Below are 19,302 nucleotides of genomic sequence, written 5' to 3' on the forward strand. Positions count from 1 at the left end.
CATAGCCGATACAGCACGTTTCGGGTTGCGCGTGCTGGGATCATCCCTCGGCTACGGGCTGCTGGCAGCCGAGACGGTCTCGCTGGCCTCGGCTGCCGAGGGCAGCGGTGCGCTTGTTCCGGTCCTGAGTAGGCCATCGAGCCGAGTCGAGGTGCTCTCGTCGTCCGGCAGGTAGACGATGAGTTGCTGGTCGTCGGCGTCGGGCAAGCTCAGCATCTCGAACGCAAGGCGCAGCTCCCCGGCGTCGGGATGGCGCAGTTCTTCGACGCCGTACCGCGCGGGTGTACGCGAGGGACCGTTTGCGCGGCCGGTGAATGTCGTACCGGCGAGCGCGGTCAGCTCATCGACCAGTTCGTTGATGTGCGGGTCGGACAGGTGTGGCGCGAGCGGGAGGGCCGCGACCCTGGCGTCGGCGATCGCGGCCCAGTTCGGGTACGACGTGCGAGCGCGCGGGTCGGTGAGCGTGAAGCGGACGAGGTTGGCGGGGGTCGGGTCGAGCAGACCGATCGGTGCCATCAGCCGGGCAAACCCGTTGGTGTAGGCGAGCACGTCGGTCAACCGGCTGATCGCCACGGCCGGCGCGGGTTCGAGTAGCTCCAGCAGCATCCGGACCGTCGGGCGGACCTCGGACCGCGGCGGCTCGGCGGCCGGCAATTGGATACCGCGCGCGGCCTTCACGAGTCGGCGGAGCTCGAGCTGGTCGTTCCTCGAGAGCCGCGACGCATCCGCGAGCACGGCGAGGACCTGGCGCGAGGGATGCCGGTCCCGGCCCTGCTCAAGGCGAGCCAGGTACTCGACGCTGACTCCGGCCAGTGTCGCTAGCTCGGCCCGGCGCAGGCCGGGGGTGCGGCGCCGGGGTCCCGACGGCAGCCCGATATCGCAGGGGCGAAGGGCCTCGCGGCGGGAGCGCAGGAAAGCGCCGAGCTCGTTGTCGCTCACGATGTCGAGCCTAGTGCGGGTGGCGACGGCTTATCGTCGCCCTGCGAGTACCTGTCTCGGCGCGGTGTTCCTTCCCGGTCACGCCGCCATCAGTGTTGTGGGCGTTGACTCATCGACGAGGGAGTAGCGCATGAAGCTCGTGATCATCATCGGCAGTGTCCGTGAGGGGCGGTACGGGCCGCGGATCGCACGGTGGTTCACCGACCGGGCCACCGAGTACGACCAGTTCGACATCGATGTGCTCGACATCGCCGAGGTGGTGTTGCCGCCCGCACTGCCGCCAAACGGGGCCGCCTTGCGAGATGTCGCGTCGCGCTCGGCGCAGCAGCAGGCGCTGTCCGGGCGGCTCGCGGCGGCAGACGCGTTCGTCGTCGTCACCCCGGAGTACAACCACAGCTTCCCGGCGGCACTCAAGCACCTGATCGACTGGCACTTCACCGAGTGGCAGGCCAAACCGGTCGGGTTCGTCTCCTACGGCAGCCGCGGAGGTGGCCTGCGCGCGACCGAGCAGCTCCGGCCGATCTTCGCCGAACTGCATGCGGTGACGGTGCGTGACTCGGTCAGCTTCGACCGGCACTCCGAGCGATTCGACGAGGCCGGTGTGTTGTCGGACCCCGAAAGGCCCGAAGCCGCAGCGAATGTACTGCTGGACCAGCTGACCTGGTGGGGCACGGCGCTGCGCGAGGCCCGCGCAGGCCAGCCGTACCCGGAGGGCCCAACGCGGCCGCCGGCGGTCCTGCAAAGGCTGTAGCGTTTGGGCACGCCGCGCCATGGCTCCGGCCGGTTGCCCTGCGTGCCTGCACCGGCTCCGGCGTCCCGACATCCTGTCTTGCAGCTTATCGAGCGGTTTTCACCGGTTGGTCCTGGTGAATGGCCATGACGCTGGACGTGCCGGTCGTCGGCGTCCGGCACGTCGGTCGCGGTGAATCATCAGCCGCTGGCCGCCCGTGAAATGCCTGATGGTTCTGGGCGATGTCGGATGCAGCACCAGGGTGGATTTGTGCGTGTCACGCGGGGCGGGTTGATGTGTTGAGTCGGGCGGCGCGTTCGTGGGCGGCGAGCAGGTCGGCTTGCAGCGAGGCGCGGGTGACCGCAGGCCCGGTGCCGCTGCCGACGTTGGCGGCTGGATCTGCTTGCAGCGCATGGATTTTCTCCAGCAGGTCGCGGTGCCGGTAGAGGAAGGTGCGGTCGACCCCGGCGGCGCGAGTGATGGCGGAAGTGCTGACCTGCTCACCGTCGGCCGCTGCTTTGTCGAGTATCGCGATGACGCGTTGGCGGCGGCGCATCGAGTCGTCACGGCGACCGTTGAGCATCGGCTCAGTACTGGTGATGTGCTGCGCGCGAGTGGATTTCATGGGAGTCATGCGCTGACCTCCGTGGTGGGTGTGGTGGTGAGAGTCGGCATGCCCAGCGGGATGCTGTGGGCGGCGCGGTGACGGCGAACGACGGCGACGGCCTCGTCGATGCGGGCTCGCTCGCCGTCGTCGAGGTCGGCGACGTCGCTTTTGATCCGGTTGATCAGCCGCCGGATGCGGGTGATTTCTTCCTGGGTCGGGGTGGCGTCGGCGCGGGCCCACTCGTCGACTCCGTTGATGGCGGCCGATAGGCGTTCCCGGGTGCGCAGCAGGTCGTCGAGGTGCGCTTGCAGGTCGGGCAGGTAGGCGATGTTGGTGCGGAAGTGGTCGCAGCCCGCGCAGCGGAACCGGACCGGGCAGGCGCCGCCACCGGCTGTGACGTTGGTCGGTTCGGTGCAGGTGCCGTAGGGGACGGCGACCTCGCCGACGGCATGGCGGGCGCGTTCGGATTCCAGCAGCATCCGCGCGTCGCGCCAGATCCGGTTGCCGTGCCGGTCGAAACTGAGTGCGGTGACGGTGTCGACCGCGGTCGGGCCGTCGAGCGAGGTGTTCGGACAGCCGCCCGATGTTGTTGATCTTGCCGCGAACCCGCGCAGCACCGCTGCCTCGATGGTGCGGCAGTTGTTCGGCGGCCCACCGCTTGGCCGCGTTGGACAACCAGGGCTGGGTGATCGTGGTGAACGACAGCCTCCCCGGATGACCGAAGACCGCCAGATCCCAAGTGTCCTTGGCCTGTTCGGTGCCAGGATCGCTGAGCATGCGTCGGGCGTCGCGGGCGAACGAGGCCATGATCGACCTCGGCCGCGGGGCAGGCGCCAGTTTCGGGTCGCAGTCGTGGATGGTGGCGACCTGGTGGCGGCGCAGGGTGTCGCAAACTGCCCGCAGCACGACATCGGTGAGCCGCAACCCGTCGCGCAGGCGCGTCTGCAAGCCGATCAGCACCTCCGTGACCACCAGCTCGAGCAGTGCCCGCAGGTTCACCTGCCCTGGTTCAGCTACTCCCGATTCCCCTGTCCGCCAAGATTTTTCGTCGATACCCAGATCGTTGCGCTGGGCTACCGTCCACCGCTGATAATGGGTGCCGCAGTAGCCGACCGCCCCGTCGGCTGCGCGGATGCACGCCGCGACCAAGCAGTCCGGCGACGGTGGGTGGGGCCGAACACGTGGATGCCGCGCGAACTCTGCGACGCTCACGCGAATGCGCCTGGTGCGGAAGTTGGCTGCATGCGGTTCGCACAACTCCGCACCCGGAACGACCGGCACGCACAGGCATTCAGGGACCGCGCACTGCGGCGCGGGCGCGGGCGCGGCGGGAAGCTTGTCGCTCGCGGCGATGTCGGCCATGGCCATGCCCATGCGGCTCAGCCTGGTGGAGCATCGAACGCAGATGTCCGGGTGATCGTTGTGGGCGGTTCCGGTGCACTGATCGACCCGGCATACCTTCCGGCCGAGGAGGCGATGCTCGGCAGGCAGAAACAGGATCCGGCTGGCCGGATCCCATCCGGCCTCGGCCAGCAGCTCCTTGTCCAGTGCTCGCGCCAGCATCGCGGCGGGGCCGTCGAGACCGACACCGGCGAGCACATGCGGGAACTCGATCGCCTCATGGCCGTTCCCTCCTGCGGCGCGGGCCACGGCGGCGGCGGTCACTGGTTCACCGCGCCGAGTTCGCGGGGACTGGGCACGGCGTCGACGGCCGCGCGCAGTCGGGAGGAGTCGGGATGCATATAGACCTGCGAGGACGTGATCGAGGCGTGTCCCATGAGGTCAGCGACCACGTCGATGCCGGCTCCGGCGTCGACAGCGTTGCTGCCGAAGGCATGACGCAGCTGATGCGGCCGGACCGGGGTGTCGAGCCCGGCCCGCCGCGACGCAGAGGCCATCAGCTCCGCGACGGCGTCCGGACGCACTGGCGCGCCGATGACCGCCACCAGCCCCGGCCCACCGTGACGCGCTGGGACTGGACGCCGGTCTCGATTTCCATGGGCTCAGGCGTTCCTACGTGACCCATCTCATCGAGGACGGCTGGGATCCTCGGTTCGTGCAGGAACAGGTCGGTCACGAGCACGCGTCCACGACCTCGATCTACACCAACCCTCGGGCTTCGGCACCCGCACCCTGCGCCGGCAGCTCGACGCGACCGTTGCCGCCGCCCTGGAATCCCGGAAGGGGAGGCACGCATGAAACGCACCGTCGGCTACACCTGGCGCCTACGTGAACTGATGGCCACCCGCGGCAAGTTCACCGCCACCGAACTCGTTCCGCTGCTCCACGAACGTGGCATCAACCTGTCCGCCTCCCAGGTTCACCGCCTGGTCTCGGGAACACCGGAAAGACTTTCACTGCAAGTACTTTCGGCGCTCTGCGACATCCTCGGATGCACCCCGGACGACCTGGTCGTTACCACCGCCGAGAACATCGGAGTCGGCCGCACCGCCACCGACGACCTACCCGGCCCGGCCCCGGCGAACGTCGCGAAGCTGCGACCGCGGGCAGCCCGCATCCTGCCCGAGGCATGAGCCCGGCCTACTGGACGACCTGCATCCGATGCGGACGAACCGCCTCACTCGCAGGCTGCCGGCCTGATGGGCACGTTTGCCGCACCTGCCACGACCGGGCGTTGAGGATCCGCGGCCGATGCCCCGGCTGCGGCGCCGATCGGGTGCTGGCTGGCCTTCGACTGGCCGACAATGCACCGATTTGCCGGGACTGCGCGGGCATCAGGGAGTCGTTCACCTGTTCGCGCTGCGGGAATGAGGACAAGCTGCATGCGGGCCGCCTCTGCACCCGCTGCACGCTCTCCGACAAGCTCACCGAACTGCTCGACGACGGCACCGGCCGGATCCGGCCCGCACTCGTCCCGCTCGCTGAACATCTGCTCGCGATGAACAATCCGCTGACCGGCCTGACCTGGCTCTACCCGCGCGCGGGTAGAGCCAGGACGGCAGTGGATCTGCTGCGGGAACTCGGGCGCGGCGAGATCGAGCTGACCCACGAGGCGTTTCACGCCCTCCGACCCTGGCGGGCTGCCGCACACCTGCGGGAGCTGCTGATGGCCTGCGGCATCCTGCCCCGCATCGACAAACAGCTTTGCTCACTCGAACGATGGCTCGCCGAGCACCTCGCCGAGCACCTCGCCGACATCGCCGATCTCGAACGCGCTCAACTCGTGCGCCAGTTCGCCACCTGGGAAGTACTCCCGCGCCTGCGGCGGCGCGCGGAGAACAAACCGCTGACTCCTTCAATCCGCCGCAATGGCGGCGACCAGATCAAACACGCCACAGCCTTCCTCGGCTGGCTCGCCGACCGTGAGCTCACCTTGGCGATCTGCGGTCAAGCCGACATCGACGTCTGGTTCATCGAGCACAGCGTCCATGCCCGAAAGTGCTTGCGCCCCTTCCTGTCCTGGTGCATGGACCGCAAGTTAACCAAACGATTCCGGCTCCCGGCCGCGTTGAAACGTGAGGGTATTCCGTTGCCGCAGCAGCAGTGCATCGAACTTCTCGGGCGCCTGCTGGTCGAGCACGACAAACCCCTGCGCGCCCGCGCGGCAGCGGCGATCGTGCTGCTCTACGCCCAACCGTTCACCCGCATCGTCCGGCTCACGATCGAGGACGTGATCACCGAAAACGACCAGGTCCTACTCCGGCTCGGCGAGCCACCCTCCCCGGTCCCCGCCCCGGTCGCGGAGCTGCTATTGGAATGGGTCGCCAGCCGGACCAACATGAACACAGCGACCAACCGCGAATCACGCTGGTTGTTCCCTGGCCGCCGAGCCGGCCAGCCGATGCACCCGGAAACCCTGTCCGCCACGGTCCGCCAACTCGGAATCCCCAACGTCGCGGCCCGCACAGCGGCGCTCCGCCAGTTCGTCCTCGAAATGCCCGCCCCAGTCGTCTCCGACGCCCTCAACTACCACTACACGACGACAACCCGGCTCGCCGCCCAGGCCGGAGGCGTCTGGACCCGCTACGCCACCGGCCCCCGCACACGATCACCCAAGGGCTGGAAACCAGATAGATCCCGCGACTGTTGAATACGCGACCTCAGCAGTCCGGTACCCCGATGTGGGCCGCGAGATCTTGATCAGACCCGTGGTGTGTCGCCGCTGATGATGCGGTGGATGGTGGAGCGGCCGACGTTGTACTCCCCGGCGAGGTCGGCCAAGCTCGCATCGTCGTCGGGGTCGTGGTAGCGGCGGTGGATCGTTTTGCGTGCTGCGAGCGGCAGTTTCGGCTGTTTGCCTTTGAGTCGGCCTTTGGCGCGGGCCTTGGCCATGCCTTCGCGGGTGCGCAGATGCCCCAGGTTGGCTTCGAACTCGGCGACCATCGCCAAGGTCTGCAGGAACAACCTGCCGAACGGGTCGTCCCAGTCGTAGACCGCGCTGCCGAGCCCGAACAGTACGCCGCGCTCGCGCAGGCTGGTCAGGATCTGGCTGGTTTCGGCCATGTCGCGGGCGAACCGGTCGAACTTGGTCGCGGTCAACACGACCTGGCGGCCGGTGACCGTGGCTGCCGCCGAGGTGACCACGGCCAGCGCGTTGTCCAGGCCGGTGCGGTTCTTACTGGTGGTGCCGGAGAATCCCTTGTCGACGAAGATCCGCTCGCGCGGCACCGCGAGCGTGAGCAGCTGCTCGATCTGGATCTCGACGTCCTGCTCGTCGGTGGAACAGCGGCAGTACCCCACCCGGAATGGCTCACCCATGCTCCGGATTGTTCCGGATAGCGGGGGTTCATCGGGACAGTTCGCGGAACACCTCTACGGCTGTTCTCGACGCTGGTAGGGCTCAGGCCGGTCGTCGTTGCACAGCGTCGGAGATGACCGCTGCCACGAACTTTTCGACTGCTGATGTAGTCGGTGGACTGGGGTCGCGGTCTGTGAACAACAGGTGCCCGCCACCGACCAGGGAGAGGGTGAGTGAGTCGATGTCTGCGTCGGCTGCGATGCGGCCCAGTTCACGCTCGTCGGTCAGATAAGTGGAGATCGCGGTCGTCGCCTCGGCGAGGATCGCCATGCCGCCGCCGGGCCTGGCTTGCCGAAGTCGTGCGCGCAGCTCGTCACGGAAGGTGATGAGCGGGATGATCGCCACCGGAACCGGTCCGAACAGAATGGTCAGAGCGCTGGTCAGATTGGCGGCCACCGTGCCGGCGCCGGCGGAGGCGCGCAGCGCACTCGCCTGCGCTTCGAGCTGCGCGGCCCGGTCGAGCACAAGGTCGGTGAGGAAGGCGTCGAAGTCGGTGAAGTGCCGGTGCAGAACGCCTTTGGCGCAGCCCGCCTCGTCGGTGACAGCCCGGCTGGTCAGCCCGTTCGGCCCATCCCGCAGCAATACGTGTTCGGCAGCGTCGAACAGCTGCTGCCGCGCATCGCGCAAATGCACTCCAGTCGGCACTTACAGATCCTCTCGATACGTCAACCAGTCGGCACCAGTTGATTAGTGGGCATACGCCCATTAACGTGGGCGCATGCCCACTCTACCGCGAGAGCAACCAGAACCGTCCCCAGCGCAGCCGCACAAGGCCCGGCGGATGGCCGAGTCGTTCGGTATGGACGCGCAACGCTACGACCAGGCCCCGCCCGTTTACCCCGACGCCCTGGTGGCGCGGATCGTCGCCGGCAGCCCCGCGCCTGACGTGCTCGACGTGGGCTGCGGCACCGGCATCGCGGCCCGCCAGTTCCAGGCCGCAGGGTGCACGGTGCTCGGCGTCGAACCCGATGCGCGAATGGCCGACTTCGCGCGAGCCCGCGGCCTGCGGGTCGAGGTGGCAACCTTCGAGGCGTGGCAGCCGGGTGACCGGATGTTCGATGCGGTCATCGCCGCTCAGTCGTGGCATTGGGTGGACCCGGTTGCCGGCACCGCGAAGGCGGCCGGCGTGCTGCGTCCAGGGGGACGGCTGGCGATCTTCGGTTACGTGTACGAGCCACCCGCCGAGGTGGCAGAACCGTTCGCCGCCGCCTACCGGCGGGTGGCGCCGGACTCCCCGCTCAGCGGCCAACCGGCTCGACGTCACCTCGAGCTCTACCAAGCGGGATATGCGAAAATCGCCGACCAGATCCGCGAGACCGAACAATTCAAAGATCCCGAACAGTGGCGATTCGACTGGCAGCAGTCCTATACACGCGACCAATGGCTGGAGTTGCTCCCCACCACAGGTGGCCTCACCCGACTCCGTCCTGATCAGCTGGCCGAGATACTGGACGAGGTCGGCAACGCCATCGACTCTCTGGGCGGATCCTTCACGATGGACTACACCACCCTGGCCGCGACCGCCGCACGCGCAGGCACTTCCTGACGGCCGCGCTCGGCACCAAAGCCGGTCCAGGGCGCCGAAGGCTGCGGCGGCCGACACCGCTGCGAGTGCAGCACCGACGATAAACCCGCGCCCACACGGGGTACCGGTAGTTTTCGCGCAAAAAACAACGGAAATGGACGTATCCCCTGTTCAGCGCTCTGGGGCTGGCACAGATAGCAGGGTCGACTCGCGCGCTGCGCGAGAGGTGTTGCCGCTGGTCGGTTCTGGTGTCGCCGGGGGATAACAGGCCCCTATCCATGGCGACAGGCAACTTCGTTGGATTTTCCGCCATTGCTACCGGGACCCCTGCTGATGGGCGACTCGGACCGGGTGGCACTCGCGGACGTCGTACAGGTCGACGTGCACGACGCCCAGTATCGGCACCACCGCGCGCTCGCCGAGACCGGCATCAGCCTCGCGCAGCCGAAGCGCCGCTGCCTCCGCGCTGTTCAGACTGCTGCTGTGGGTAGCGCGCCCAGGCTGAGTTCGCTCTGGTCTACGTCGGCGAGGGTTCGGGATGTGTGGGCCACTGTGTGGAACCGAGCTCCCGGGAAATGGTCCGCGCGGTAGTGCGGACCGCGTCGATGGTGTTGTCGGCGGCGGGCCAGTCGGCCGTGGGGAATACGATACCGACTGCCCCGACAACACCACCGTTACGGTCGAAAATTGCTCCGGCGACACAGGATTCGCCGAGGACCGCTTCGTCGCGCTCATGGGCGAGCCCGGACGACGCGACTGCCTGGAGGTGTTCGGCGATGGCCTCGGCAGAGGTGATCGTTTCGCCGGTCATGCTGCGTAGCGGGCCGGTCTCCGTGCGTGGCAGAAAGGCGAGCACCGCCTTGCCCAATGCGCTTGCGTGCGCGGGGATTTCGATACCCACCTCGGGCATCTGCCGACTGCCGTCGGGGCGTGGTTCGTGGTGGATGATCACGATGTCGTCGCCGAAGAGCACGCCGACTCGTACGGCGAGGCCGGTCTGCCGGGCGAGTTCGTGTGCCCAGGTGAGGGATCGGGCACGCAGCTCGAGCGTATCCAGATAGACGTTGCCCAGGCGCAGTACCGCCGGGCCGAGCTGATACCGGCCACCGCCGTGTTCCTGCACCACCACGCCGTGTGCGACGAGGGTGCGGACGATCCCGTGCACCGTGGTGGCCGCGAGCCCGAGTTCGGCTGCCAGCTCGGACAGTGTCATCCGTCGCGCGCCCTGTAATGCGAACAGGATGCGGACCGCTCTGTCGACCGACTGGATCACGCGGCAACCTCTCTCTCGCGCCACCCCTTGTGGCGTGCGCCACATCTCTGTATTCTACGAACATCATTCGACATTGTCGAATGTGATTCGAAAACTATCTCGGGAGTTCCCCATGGATGGATTGCGCACGCCGCAACGACTGGCGGCGGAAGTGCTCGGCACGGCATTCCTCGTATTCATCGGAGTCGGGTCGGTGCCTGCGACAGCCATCGTCAACGGCAACGCGCCGTTCACGATGGCTGACCTCGGCATGATCTCGCTGGCCTTCGGGACAGTGGTTGTCGCGACCGCCTATGCCTTCGGGCATGTGTCAGGTAACCACATCAACCCGGCGGTGACGCTCGCGCTTGCGGCCTCCGGCCAGTTCCCCTGGCGGCAGGTCCCCGCGTACCTTGCCGCGCAGCTGGCCGGTGCCGTGCTCGGATCGTTCGCCATCGTCGGGGTGCTGGGTGATCGGGCGAGTGAGGTCGGGCTCGGTGTCGCGGCTTATGGACATAATGTCGGTGCCGGACAGGCGTTCATCGCCGAATTCGTGGGCACTTTCATTCTCGTGCTGACCGTGCTGCTGGTGATCCATCGGGCCGCGGCGCCGGGCTTCGCGGGAGTCGCGATCGGCCTGGTGGTATTCGCGGCGATCATCCCGGTGGCGCCCGCGACCGGCGCGTCGATCAACCCGGCGCGCACGCTGGGACCGATGCTGGTGCAACAGCTCTGGGGCGGACACGTGTCGTGGGGTCAGGCGCCGGTGTATCTCGCCGCCGAATTCCTCGCCGGCGCGGCCGCCGCGCTGGCAGCCTACGCATTGACCCGCGTCGACGCCGTCCGCGCGGATCGCGCCGCGGTCGACACGACCGTCTAGGAGAACTCGATGAAGAAACTGATCAACGATCCGGCCGACGTCATCGCCGACGCACTCGCCGGAATCGCCGCGGCCCATCCGGAACTGAAGGTCGACGAGAAGAACCGGCTCGTATTGCGTGGTGACGCACCGGTTGCGGGCAAGGTGGGGCTCGTCTCCGGCGGCGGCTCCGGACACGAACCGATGCACGGTGGTTTCGTCGGCCTCGGCATGCTCGATGCCGCCTGTGCCGGAGAGGTTTTCACCTCTCCGGTGCCCGATCAGATCCTCGCTGCCACCGCTGCCGTCGACGCGGGCGCCGGGGTGCTGCACATCGTCAAGAACTACACCGGCGATGTCATGAACTTCGAGATGGCGGCCGAACTCGCTGCCGTGGAAACCGGTACCGAGGTCGTCTCCGTCGTAGTGAACGACGATGTGGCCGTTCAGGACAGCCTGTACACCGCCGGGCGTCGTGGGGTCGGCGGCACAGTGGTGCTGGAGAAGATCGCCGGGGCCGCGGCCGAACAGGGGTGGCCGCTTGCCGAGGTCGCCGAACTAGCCCGAGTGGTGAATGCGAATTCGCGCAGTATGGGTATGGCGCTGACCTCGTGCACCGTGCCCGCCGCCGGCAAGCCGACCTTCGAACTGGGCGAGACAGAGATGGAGATCGGCATCGGCATCCACGGGGAGCCGGGCCGTCGTCGGGTGCCGTTGGCGCCGGCTCGCGAGGTCGCCGAAATGCTGGTGGAGCCGATCCTGTCCGACCTGCCGTTCATCCAAGGCGACGCCGTGATCTGCTTCGTCAACGGCATGGGTGGCACCCCGCTTATCGAGCTGTACGTGATGTACAACGAGGTGGCGCGCATTCTGCGCGGCCACGGGGTCTCGATCGCTCGATCTCTCGTCGGCTCGTACATCACATCGCTGGAGATGGCCGGGTGTTCGGTGACATTGACCAAGGTTGACGACGACCTGCTGAATCTTTGGGATGCGCCGGTGAATACATCGGCCCTGCGCTGGGGAGTGTGACGATGACAGCTGTTGACCCGATCCGATGGCTCCGCGATTTCGCTGCGCTCATCAATGAGCACACCGACGAACTGACCGAACTCGATGCGGCCATCGGCGATGCCGACCACGGCAGCAATATGCAGCGCGGTACCGCCGCGGTCGTCGCCGCCTTCGACGAATCTCCATCCGATACCCCGGCAGAAGTCTTGAAACAGACCGGGATGGTGTTGATCCGGTCGGTCGGCGGCGCGAGCGGTCCGCTCTACGGCACCTTCTTCTTGCGTGCGGCTGCGGCATCCGGCGAAACACCGCTTGACGCAGCGGGTTTCGCGAAGGCGTTGCGAGCCGGTCTCGACGGTATCGTGGCCCGCGGCAAGGCGGAAGCCGGGGACAAGACCATGTTCGACGCCTTGGCTCCTGCCGCCGACACGCTGGACGAACGACTGTCTGCCGGCGCCTCGCTCGCCGACGCGCTGGATGCCGCGCTGGCTGCTGCCGAGGCAGGCCGCGACGCAACGATCCCGATGCTCGCCCGCAAGGGCCGCGCGTCCTATCTGGGTGAACGTAGTGTCGGACACCAGGATCCGGGTGCGACCAGCACCGCACTGTTGGTGCGGGCGGCGCGGCAGGCGGTTCTATGATCGGCATTGTCGTTGTCTCGCACAGCCGTTCCCTCGCGCAAGCCGCCGTCGCGCTGGCCACCGAGATGCTGCACGACCAGCAGGTCCGCATCGAGGTGGCCGCCGGCCTCGACGAGCAGACCTTCGGCACCGACGCGGTAGCCGTCGCGAACGCCATTGCCGCGGCTGACGGTGGCGACGGTGTCCTCGTCCTGATGGACTTGGGCAGCGCGGTGCTCTCGGCCGAACTAGCCCTCGACTTGCTCGACTCGCCGCACCGGGTGCGGTTGTGCGGAGCTCCGGTCGTGGAGGGCCTGATCGCGGCCGCCGTGTCGGCCGCCGGGGGAGCGGACCTGGATGAGGTGGCGGCCGAGGCAGCGAATGCTCTCCTCGGCAAACGCGCACAGCTGGGCGAATCGGACTCCGCCGCAACAGATAGCCGCGAAGCGGCCGCGACACCTGCGGGATCGGATGCCGATGTCGATCAGGAAGCAGTGGATACCTTCGTCGTAACCAATGAGCACGGTCTGCATGCCCGTCCGGCGGCGCGACTGGTCGCCGAGGTGCGTCGTCTGGGTGTGCAGGTCAGGCTGCGCAACCTGACGACCGGTGCGGGGCCTGCTTCGGGAACGAACCTTACGCGGATCGCTGCGCTGGGTGCGCTTGCGGGTCATGAAATCGAAGTCACGGCAAGCGGTCCCGGCGCGAAGAGCGCGGTCGATCATGTGCTCGCACTGGCGATGCGCCGGTTCGGCGAGGCTCCCGCGACCGTGTCGGCTGTCTGCGCCACGCAGTCCTTCGGTTCTCGTTCCGGATCAGCGATTACGGCGCCGTCCGCGGGGCCGCTGCCCGCATCAGCGGGCATCGGTATCGGCCCGGTGTGGCGGTTCGGCGCCGCCGAACTCGGTGTACCCGAGGAGCCGATGGGTCCCCCTGACGAGGAGCAACGGCGGCTCGATGCCGCGATCTCGGTGGTGGGTAAGGAGATCGAATACACCCGGACCCATGCGGGGGCCGAAGCGGGCATATTCGAGGCGCATCTGCTGCTGCTCGACGACGACGAATTGGCCGATGCGGTCGGTGTGCGAATAGCCGACGGGTATTCCGCCACCGCCGCGTGGACAACCGTACTCGACAGCGCCGCAGTCGAATTGGAACACCTCCCGGATGACTATCAACGGGCGCGCGCCGCGGATATCCGGGCTGTCCGCGATCAAGTGCTTGCGGCGATGCTCGGATACGCCACCGACGTGATCAGCCGCGCGGGGATCCTCGTGGCGGCCGACCTGACCCCGGCACAGGCTGCCGGATTGGACCGGGCACTGGTCACCGGAATCGTCCTGGCACAGGGCAGCCCGACCTCGCACAGTGCGATCCTGGCCCGTTCCCGTGGCATACCGGCGGTGGTCGGGGCCGGTCCGCAGGTCCTGACGATCCCCGAGGCGACGATGGTGGCGCTGGATGGCGGCACCGGCCGACTCGTCGTGGACCCCGATCCGGTGGCGCTCGCCGAATTCGCCACGCGGGCAAGCGAACAGCTCGAACAGCGCCGGGCGGCCGAAGCTGGGGCGCGGCAGCCGGCGGTCACTCACGACGGCACCACCGTGCATATCGCGGCGAACGTCGGCAATATCGCCGACGCCGCGGAGGCCGTGCGCAGCGGTGCCGATCTGGCAGGACTGGTGCGCACCGAATTCCTGTTCCTCAGCCGTGACAGCGCACCGTCCATCGACGAGCAGGAACAGGTGTACCGATCGATCGCGGAGGGTTTCGACGGTCGCCGCGTCGTGCTGCGCACCCTCGATGTCGGCGGTGACAAACCGTTGCCCTACATCGCGCAGCCACGCGAGGCGAACCCGTTCCTCGGTCTGCGCGGCATCCGGCTGGCGCTGGCTCGCCCGGACCTGCTGCGGGACCAACTGGCGGCGATCTGCCGGGTCGCCGCAGACCACCCCGTGAGCGTGATGTTTCCGATGGTCACCCAGCTCGACGAGGTGCGCGCTGCCCGACGCATTCTGGAAGAGGTTGCACCACCGGGTATTTCGCTGGAGGTGGGGATCATGGTGGAGGTTCCCGCCACCGCGGCCAAGGCGGCCGCATTCGCCGACCACGTGGACTTCTTCAGCATAGGCACCAACGACCTCACCCAGTACGCCCTCGCGGCCGAACGTGGCAACGACACCGTCGCCCAACTCGCCGATCCTCTCGACCCCGGGGTGCTGCGCCTGATAGACCTGGTCTGCCGCGGCGCAGGCACTACCCGAGTCGCGGTCTGCGGTGAGATGGCCGCCGACCCAGTCGCCGCCCCACTGCTGCTCGGCCTCGGCGTCACCGAACTCAGCGTCGCCCCACCGGCAATCCCGTTGGTCAAGGCGACCGTCCGGGACCTGGACCTGGCCGACTGCCGCATGGCAGCCGCGCGTGCGCTGACCTGCGAGTCCGCCGCCGAGGTTCGCGTGGCGGCACCGAGCGCCCACGCCCGGCCGTCGTAGTCCCGCAGCGCTCATACGTTGGGCGTGCCATTCCGGTTAGCCGGGCCAACCGTAGCGGGCGGTCTGGCAGTTGCCTGCGGTATGTCGGGTCAGTGGCGTTCGGCGAGTTCAGCAAGTTTGTCGAGGGAGGCGCGGAGCTTGGCGGAGGTGGTGGCTCTGGCGCGGGCGATGCGTTTCTCGTCGGTCAACTGTGACCAGTCGTAGGCGTGTGTGACCCGAGTGCGTGTTTCGTCGACGGGCTCGAGTTCCCAGCGCCACAGGTGGCCAGGGGGTTCGTGGTCCGGTTCCGAAGGTAGCCAGGCGATGCGACGGCCCTCTTCGAACTCCACCACGTGATTCTCCCGGACGACTCCGTTGGTGAGCGTCATGGTGAACACCTCGCCCACGCCTCGGACGCGTTGTCCCACTTCGGCTTCCGCCAGATTCTCGTTTCCATCCCATTGAGGCTGCTGTGACGGGTCGGCGATCAGCTCGAAAACCTGTTCCGGCCTGGCCGCGATTTCCCGGCTGGCAGTCACGACGCGAGGAACCTCGGTGTTGTCGGTCATGAACTGATCGAAGCATCCAGCAGCTGAGTTGCGCCATTCAAAAAGGCACGCGGCCGTAGTCGGCGCCGAACACGGCCGAGCGTATGTGACCTATATCACTTTCCAGTGGTCGGCTGCGGCGACGGTTTTTCCTCCGGGGGCTGGTCTTGATATGGACGAACCCGACCACCACTCCGGAGGATCCGATGTCCACTGTCTTCCAGACCGCCGTTGTCACCGGTGCCAGCCGCGGCTTCGGGCGCGCGATCGCCGCCGCGCTCGTAGCCGGAGGCGCCAACGTCGTTGGCATCGCCCGCGACGAACAGCAGTTGCGCGCCGTACGCAACGAACTCGGCGAGAGCTTCACGCCCGTCGCCGCCGATGCCACCGATGAAGCGCTCGCGCAGGACGTGATCCGTGCACACCGTCCCAGCCTGCTCGTCCTCAACGCCGGGGTCACGCCGCACATGGCCCCAGTGCATGAGCAGACCTGGGAAACCTTCAGCCGCAACTGGCACACCGACACCCGGCATGTCTTCACCTGGACCCGGGCGGCGTTGCGGGAGCCGCTCGCACCCGGCAGCGTGGTCGTCGCGATGTCCAGCGGAGCCGCTCTGGCCGGATCCCCGCTCAGCGGCGGATACGCCAGTGCCAAGGCCGCCATCCGCTACATCCGCGGGTATGCGGCCGATGAGTCGAAGCGGGCCGGGCTGAACATCCGGTTCGTCACGCTGCTTCCGCAGCTGACCCCGGCCACCGGCCTCGGCGCGGTCGGGGTCGCTGGCTATGCCGCGCGCCAGGGCGTCGACCCGGATAGCTTCGCCGAAGGGCTGCAGCCGATCCTCACCCCCGAGCAGGTAGGCAAGGCTGTCGCTGAACTCGCAGGGGACCCCGACAGCGCTCCGGAGTACCAGGTCAGCGGCGCCGGACTGCGCCCGATCAGCTGAGCCGCCGCCGTCTACAGTGAATCTCACCGCACCCCCGGGAGAAGCCGCGATGCCGTCGGACGCCGAGTTCACCGCCCTGGCCGAGCCGTTCCGGCCGGAGCTGCTCGCGCACTGTTACCGGATCCTCGGCTCGATCCACGACGCCGAGGACCTGGTGCAGGAGACCTACCTGCGCGCGTGGCGCGCGTTCGGGCAATTCGAGGGCCGCTCTTCGGTGCGGCGGTGGCTGTACAAGATCGCCACCATGGCCTGCCTGACAGCATTGGAAACGCGCTCGCGGCGACCACTTCCATCGGGATTGGGCGCGCCTTCGGACGATCACCGGGTGGCCGTGGCTCCTCGCGAACCGTTGGTGGCCTGGCTCCAGCCGGCGCCCGATGCGCTGTTCGGCGCCGACGACCCGGCGGCAATCGTGGCAGGGAGGACCGGAGTGCGGCTCGCCTTCATCGCCGCACTCCAGTTACTGCCCACCCGGCAGCGGGCCGTGCTGACGCTGCGTGACGTGCTGGCATTCCGGACGGCCGAGGTCGCCGAGATGCTGGAGATGACGACCGCGGCCGTCGACAGCGCGCTGCGTCGCGCCCGTGCCCGCCTGACCGAGGCCGGACCGCTCGAGGACGACCTGGCCGAGCCCGACGAGCAGGCCCGTCGCACTCTCCTCGACGGCTACGTCGGCGCGTTCACCCGGGCCGACCCCGACGCGCTGGTGAATCTGCTGCGGGCCGACGTCGAACTGGAGATGCCGCCGATCCCGACCTGGTTCACCGGCCAGCGGGCCGTCGTCGGGTTCCTGGCCAATCGCGTTCTACACAGGGGCAGGTGGCGGATGGTGCCCACTCGCGCCAACGGACAGCCCGCCCTCGTCGTCTATACGCGCGCGGGTGAGGACCGGTACGAGGCATACGGCGTCCAGGTCCTGACTCTGATCGGCGCCCGGATCTCCCGCATCACGGCGTTCAACGACCCGAGCCTGGTGCCGACGTTCGGTCTCGCCACCCGCGCTCCCGCGACCTGAACGTACGTGGCTCTGGGCGGCGTCGTGGGCGCTGGCCGCGAACCGCGTGGGAGGAACCCGTCGGCGGGTCAGCCGGTAGGGAAGGTGTCCGAGCCGAGGACATTCAGGAGGGCGAGTTTTTCGTAGCTGTCGGTGCCGGGTGTAGCGGTGAAGATGAGCAGGGACTGCGACTGGTCGGGGTCGTGCAGGTTTTGGCAGAACAGGTCGATGCGCCCGACCTGTGGGTGGACGAATCGTTTGGCGTCGCTCCAGCGGAGTCCGACCTCTTGCCGGTCCCACAGCGATGCGAACTCTGTACTGTCGCGCAACAGGCTCGCCACGAGCCGGGCGGCCCGCGATCGGGGCCCTTCCCGGGTAGCCGCTGCTCGCAGGAGTGCGACGTTCACCCGGCTGTTGAGGTCGTGGTCGTCGGACAGGTACCGCTGGCGGGCGGCGGGATCGGTGAACCACCGGTAGGGGGCGCTGCGGGATTCCCCGGTGTAGTGGGTCTGCTCCCCGAGCAGGGCCACGGCGGGCGGTGTCTGCCGCAGCGTCTCGCCGAGTGGACCCATGACCTGTGCCGGGGTGTCATGTAACCGGTCCAGCACCCGCATCAGTCCCGGGCTGACGTGCTCGCCACGCAGCTGCCGGTGTGGGGTGCGGTGCCCGCACAACAAGAACAGGTAGTCACGCTCGTCGGGGGTCAGCCGCAGCCCACAGGCGATGGCCGCCGCCATCTGCTGCGACGGCTGCGCTCCGGTACCGCGTTCCAGTCGGGCGAAGTAGTCGGCGGACATGTCGCACAGTTCGGCCACTTCTTCCCGGCGCAGCCCGCGGGTGCGTCGTCGTGATCCGCGGCGCAATCCCACATCTTCCGGTTGCAGCGCCTCTCGCCGGGCGCGCAGAAATGGGCCCAGGGATGCGCGGTCCACCGTCTGCCCCATGCAACCTCCCTCAGCAGTCGAGCCCTGTCCATGCCGGTCGAGCGCCGACGTTCACCTCCACAGCTTCGCAGCGCGAGCGACCTCAGCCACTGACTAGCGGTCCGCGGCTGAGCACGTCCTTCATCCACGCTGCCGGGTGCTGTCCACTGGTTGCGGTGAACGACGCACCGGGTTCGCACCGACCGACACCGCAATGACCAAGGCGAAAGGGGCCCTCTGATGGCCAAGTGGACAGCTGCCGACCTACCCGACATGACCGGCAAGTCGGTACTCATCACGGGCGCAAGCAGCGGAATCGGACTGATCACCGCCCGAGAGCTGGGACGCGTCGGCGCCCGCGTCGTCCTGGCGATCCGCAACGCAGAGAAAGGCCACCGGGCAATCGCCGGACTACCCGGCGACTTCGACGTCCAGCACCTGGACGTCGCGGACCTGACGTCGGTGCGGCGGTTCGCGCAGGCGTGGACCGGGGACTTGGACATCCTGATCAACAACGCCGGCGTCATGGATATCCCGGCGACGCGAACCGCGGACGGTTTCGACGTGCAGACCGCCACGAACTACACCGGCGCGTTCGTCCTGACCAACCTGCTGCTGCCACACCTGACCGACCGCGTCGTCAGTGTGACCAGCCAACTCCACCGGCGGTCCAAACTGGACGTGGACGACTTCGACTGGCGCTCACGCAAATACCACCCGATGAACGCCTACAACGACTCCAAGCTCGCCATCGTGTTGTTCTCCCTGGAACTGCAGCGGCGACTGACCGCATCGGGCAGCCCGGTCCTGTCGGTGCTGGCCCACCCCGGCATCGCGGCGACCTCGCTGGCCGCACACTCGTCGGCGAAGGTCGTCAACCGATTCACGTTCCTGATCAACGACCCCGAACACGGAGCCCTGCCCACCCTGTACGCCGCGACGCAGAACGTCCCCGGCAACGCCTACATCGGCCCGGACGGTTTCGGCAGCATCAAAGGCGACCCCACTGTCCGCAAGCCCGGCAAGGCCGGCCTCGACCAAGCCAAGGCCGCAAACCTGTGGCGGGCGACCGCCGCACTGACCAGCGTCGGCCGATGAGCTACCTGGAAGTCGA

Annotated in this window: 20 protein-coding genes and 1 pseudogene; 12 read left to right on the forward strand and 9 right to left on the reverse strand. The window is 67.9% G+C overall.

Features of this window, described 5'->3' with window-relative positions; genetic code table 11:
- Positions 1 to 51: 51 nt before the first annotated feature.
- Positions 52 to 939 carry a helix-turn-helix transcriptional regulator gene (locus tag ACV7NQ_RS27815; RefSeq protein ID WP_463362316.1) on the reverse strand — a complete coding sequence of 296 codons (888 nt, stop codon included), beginning with the start codon at positions 937 to 939 and terminating at the stop codon, positions 52 to 54.
- A 130-nt stretch (positions 940 to 1,069) separates the two neighbouring features.
- Between ACV7NQ_RS27815 and ACV7NQ_RS27820 the strand changes: the two genes are divergently transcribed.
- Positions 1,070 to 1,690, forward strand: coding sequence for an NADPH-dependent FMN reductase (locus ACV7NQ_RS27820; protein WP_463362317.1), 621 nt, complete (start codon positions 1,070 to 1,072; stop codon positions 1,688 to 1,690).
- A gap of 256 nt (positions 1,691 to 1,946) precedes the next feature.
- Here the strand turns inward: ACV7NQ_RS27820 and ACV7NQ_RS27825 are convergent, their stop codons facing one another.
- The 3 genes from ACV7NQ_RS27825 to ACV7NQ_RS27835 all read right to left on the reverse strand — a co-directional run bounded on the left by ACV7NQ_RS27825 (position 1,947) and on the right by ACV7NQ_RS27835 (position 4,222).
- Positions 1,947 to 2,303 (reverse strand): hypothetical protein, encoded by a 357-nt coding sequence (locus ACV7NQ_RS27825; RefSeq protein WP_463362318.1) that lies wholly within the window; start codon positions 2,301 to 2,303, stop codon positions 1,947 to 1,949.
- The gene (locus tag ACV7NQ_RS27830; protein ID WP_463362319.1) at positions 2,300 to 2,893 is read right to left on the reverse strand and encodes a transposase; all 594 of its coding nucleotides are present in this window, start codon (positions 2,891 to 2,893) and stop codon (positions 2,300 to 2,302) included. The genes ACV7NQ_RS27825 and ACV7NQ_RS27830 overlap by 4 nt, the downstream gene beginning before the upstream one ends.
- 1,044 nt (positions 2,894 to 3,937) lie before the next feature.
- Positions 3,938 to 4,222, reverse strand: coding sequence for a tyrosine-type recombinase/integrase (locus ACV7NQ_RS27835; RefSeq protein ID WP_463362320.1), 285 nt, complete (start codon positions 4,220 to 4,222; stop codon positions 3,938 to 3,940).
- A gap of 23 nt (positions 4,223 to 4,245) precedes the next feature.
- On the opposite strand from ACV7NQ_RS27835, the pseudogene ACV7NQ_RS27840 reads away from it, so the two are divergent.
- The 3 genes and pseudogenes from ACV7NQ_RS27840 to ACV7NQ_RS27850 all read left to right on the forward strand — a co-directional run.
- Positions 4,246 to 4,475 (forward strand): annotated as a pseudogene (locus ACV7NQ_RS27840) (tyrosine-type recombinase/integrase); the annotation flags it as partial.
- Complete coding sequence (locus tag ACV7NQ_RS27845; protein WP_463362321.1) at positions 4,472 to 4,810, forward strand: helix-turn-helix domain-containing protein; 339 nt, start codon at positions 4,472 to 4,474, stop codon at positions 4,808 to 4,810. The pseudogene ACV7NQ_RS27840 and the gene ACV7NQ_RS27845, both read left to right, overlap by 4 nt.
- 101 nt (positions 4,811 to 4,911) lie before the next feature.
- A complete protein-coding gene (locus ACV7NQ_RS27850) occupies positions 4,912 to 6,327 on the forward strand; it encodes a hypothetical protein (RefSeq protein ID WP_463362322.1) in 1,416 nt (471 codons plus the stop codon).
- Positions 6,328 to 6,377: 50 nt separating this feature from the next.
- Here the strand turns inward: ACV7NQ_RS27850 and ACV7NQ_RS27855 are convergent, their stop codons facing one another.
- Both ACV7NQ_RS27855 and ACV7NQ_RS27860 read right to left on the reverse strand, forming a co-directional pair.
- The gene (locus ACV7NQ_RS27855; RefSeq protein ID WP_463362323.1) at positions 6,378 to 6,995 is read right to left on the reverse strand and encodes a recombinase family protein; all 618 of its coding nucleotides are present in this window, start codon (positions 6,993 to 6,995) and stop codon (positions 6,378 to 6,380) included.
- 82 nt (positions 6,996 to 7,077) lie between these two features.
- Entirely contained in the window at positions 7,078 to 7,680 is a 603-nt protein-coding gene (locus ACV7NQ_RS27860) for a TetR/AcrR family transcriptional regulator (protein ID WP_463362324.1), read from the reverse strand.
- A gap of 73 nt (positions 7,681 to 7,753) precedes the next feature.
- On the opposite strand from ACV7NQ_RS27860, the gene ACV7NQ_RS27865 reads away from it, so the two are divergent.
- Positions 7,754 to 8,581 carry a class I SAM-dependent methyltransferase gene (locus ACV7NQ_RS27865; protein WP_463362325.1) on the forward strand — a complete coding sequence of 276 codons (828 nt, stop codon included), beginning with the start codon at positions 7,754 to 7,756 and terminating at the stop codon, positions 8,579 to 8,581.
- 496 nt (positions 8,582 to 9,077) lie between these two features.
- On the opposite strand, the gene ACV7NQ_RS27870 is transcribed toward ACV7NQ_RS27865, so the two are convergent.
- Positions 9,078 to 9,833, reverse strand: coding sequence for an IclR family transcriptional regulator (locus ACV7NQ_RS27870; protein WP_463362326.1), 756 nt, complete (start codon positions 9,831 to 9,833; stop codon positions 9,078 to 9,080).
- A 112-nt stretch (positions 9,834 to 9,945) separates the two neighbouring features.
- Here ACV7NQ_RS27870 and ACV7NQ_RS27875 point away from each other — a divergent pair, with 112 nt between their 5' ends.
- The 4 genes from ACV7NQ_RS27875 to ptsP are packed head-to-tail and all read left to right on the forward strand — an operon-like array spanning position 9,946 to position 14,797.
- Entirely contained in the window at positions 9,946 to 10,692 is a 747-nt protein-coding gene (locus ACV7NQ_RS27875) for an MIP/aquaporin family protein (RefSeq protein ID WP_463362327.1), read from the forward strand.
- Positions 10,693 to 10,701: 9 nt separating this feature from the next.
- Positions 10,702 to 11,703 (forward strand): dihydroxyacetone kinase subunit DhaK, encoded by a 1,002-nt coding sequence (gene dhaK / locus ACV7NQ_RS27880; RefSeq protein WP_463362328.1) that lies wholly within the window; start codon positions 10,702 to 10,704, stop codon positions 11,701 to 11,703.
- A 2-nt stretch (positions 11,704 to 11,705) separates the two neighbouring features.
- On the forward strand, positions 11,706 to 12,326 hold the full coding sequence (gene dhaL, locus ACV7NQ_RS27885; protein WP_463362329.1) for a dihydroxyacetone kinase subunit DhaL: 621 nt from the start codon (positions 11,706 to 11,708) through the stop codon (positions 12,324 to 12,326).
- Positions 12,323 to 14,797 (forward strand): phosphoenolpyruvate--protein phosphotransferase, encoded by a 2,475-nt coding sequence (ptsP, locus tag ACV7NQ_RS27890; protein ID WP_463362330.1) that lies wholly within the window; start codon positions 12,323 to 12,325, stop codon positions 14,795 to 14,797. Before dhaL ends, ptsP begins: the two co-directional genes overlap by 4 nt.
- 89 nt (positions 14,798 to 14,886) lie before the next feature.
- Here the strand turns inward: ptsP and ACV7NQ_RS27895 are convergent, their stop codons facing one another.
- Positions 14,887 to 15,345 carry an SRPBCC family protein gene (locus tag ACV7NQ_RS27895; RefSeq protein WP_463362331.1) on the reverse strand — a complete coding sequence of 153 codons (459 nt, stop codon included), beginning with the start codon at positions 15,343 to 15,345 and terminating at the stop codon, positions 14,887 to 14,889.
- Positions 15,346 to 15,530: 185 nt separating this feature from the next.
- Here ACV7NQ_RS27895 and ACV7NQ_RS27900 point away from each other — a divergent pair, with 185 nt between their 5' ends.
- Both ACV7NQ_RS27900 and ACV7NQ_RS27905 read left to right on the forward strand, forming a co-directional pair.
- Positions 15,531 to 16,271 (forward strand): SDR family oxidoreductase, encoded by a 741-nt coding sequence (locus ACV7NQ_RS27900; protein ID WP_463362332.1) that lies wholly within the window; start codon positions 15,531 to 15,533, stop codon positions 16,269 to 16,271.
- A 49-nt stretch (positions 16,272 to 16,320) separates the two neighbouring features.
- Positions 16,321 to 17,286 carry a sigma-70 family RNA polymerase sigma factor gene (locus ACV7NQ_RS27905; protein ID WP_463362333.1) on the forward strand — a complete coding sequence of 322 codons (966 nt, stop codon included), beginning with the start codon at positions 16,321 to 16,323 and terminating at the stop codon, positions 17,284 to 17,286.
- A 68-nt stretch (positions 17,287 to 17,354) separates the two neighbouring features.
- Here the strand turns inward: ACV7NQ_RS27905 and ACV7NQ_RS27910 are convergent, their stop codons facing one another.
- Positions 17,355 to 18,209: a helix-turn-helix transcriptional regulator gene (locus tag ACV7NQ_RS27910; protein ID WP_463362334.1), complete on the reverse strand. Its 855-nt coding sequence runs from the start codon at positions 18,207 to 18,209 to the stop codon at positions 17,355 to 17,357.
- Between the two features lie 219 nt (positions 18,210 to 18,428).
- Between ACV7NQ_RS27910 and ACV7NQ_RS27915 the strand changes: the two genes are divergently transcribed.
- On the forward strand, positions 18,429 to 19,286 hold the full coding sequence (locus ACV7NQ_RS27915; protein ID WP_463362335.1) for an SDR family NAD(P)-dependent oxidoreductase: 858 nt from the start codon (positions 18,429 to 18,431) through the stop codon (positions 19,284 to 19,286).
- Positions 19,287 to 19,302: the final 16 nt, after the last annotated feature.

The sequence above is a fragment of the Nocardia sp. Tas62D01 genome (genome assembly GCF_055232035.1).

Excerpts from the sequence above, each read along its gene's own strand:
- dhaK (WP_463362328.1), top strand. The coding sequence starts at position 10,702 with ATGAAGAAACTGATCAACGATCCGGCCGACGTCATCGCCGACGCACTC.
- dhaL (WP_463362329.1), top strand. The coding sequence starts at position 11,706 with ATGACAGCTGTTGACCCGATCCGATGGCTCCGCGATTTCGCTGCGCTC.
- ACV7NQ_RS27900 (WP_463362332.1), top strand. The coding sequence starts at position 15,531 with ATGTCCACTGTCTTCCAGACCGCCGTTGTCACCGGTGCCAGCCGCGGC.
- ACV7NQ_RS27855 (WP_463362323.1), bottom strand. The coding sequence starts at position 6,995 with ATGGGTGAGCCATTCCGGGTGGGGTACTGCCGCTGTTCCACCGACGAG.
- ACV7NQ_RS27895 (WP_463362331.1), bottom strand. The coding sequence starts at position 15,345 with ATGACCGACAACACCGAGGTTCCTCGCGTCGTGACTGCCAGCCGGGAA.
- ACV7NQ_RS27820 (WP_463362317.1), top strand. The coding sequence starts at position 1,070 with ATGAAGCTCGTGATCATCATCGGCAGTGTCCGTGAGGGGCGGTACGGG.
- ACV7NQ_RS27905 (WP_463362333.1), top strand. The coding sequence starts at position 16,321 with ATGCCGTCGGACGCCGAGTTCACCGCCCTGGCCGAGCCGTTCCGGCCG.
- ACV7NQ_RS27825 (WP_463362318.1), bottom strand. The coding sequence starts at position 2,303 with ATGACTCCCATGAAATCCACTCGCGCGCAGCACATCACCAGTACTGAG.
- ACV7NQ_RS27875 (WP_463362327.1), top strand. The coding sequence starts at position 9,946 with ATGGATGGATTGCGCACGCCGCAACGACTGGCGGCGGAAGTGCTCGGC.
- ACV7NQ_RS27910 (WP_463362334.1), bottom strand. The coding sequence starts at position 18,209 with ATGGGGCAGACGGTGGACCGCGCATCCCTGGGCCCATTTCTGCGCGCC.
- ptsP (WP_463362330.1), top strand. The coding sequence starts at position 12,323 with ATGATCGGCATTGTCGTTGTCTCGCACAGCCGTTCCCTCGCGCAAGCC.
- ACV7NQ_RS27845 (WP_463362321.1), top strand. The coding sequence starts at position 4,472 with ATGAAACGCACCGTCGGCTACACCTGGCGCCTACGTGAACTGATGGCC.
- ACV7NQ_RS27915 (WP_463362335.1), top strand. The coding sequence starts at position 18,429 with ATGGCCAAGTGGACAGCTGCCGACCTACCCGACATGACCGGCAAGTCG.
- ACV7NQ_RS27865 (WP_463362325.1), top strand. The coding sequence starts at position 7,754 with ATGCCCACTCTACCGCGAGAGCAACCAGAACCGTCCCCAGCGCAGCCG.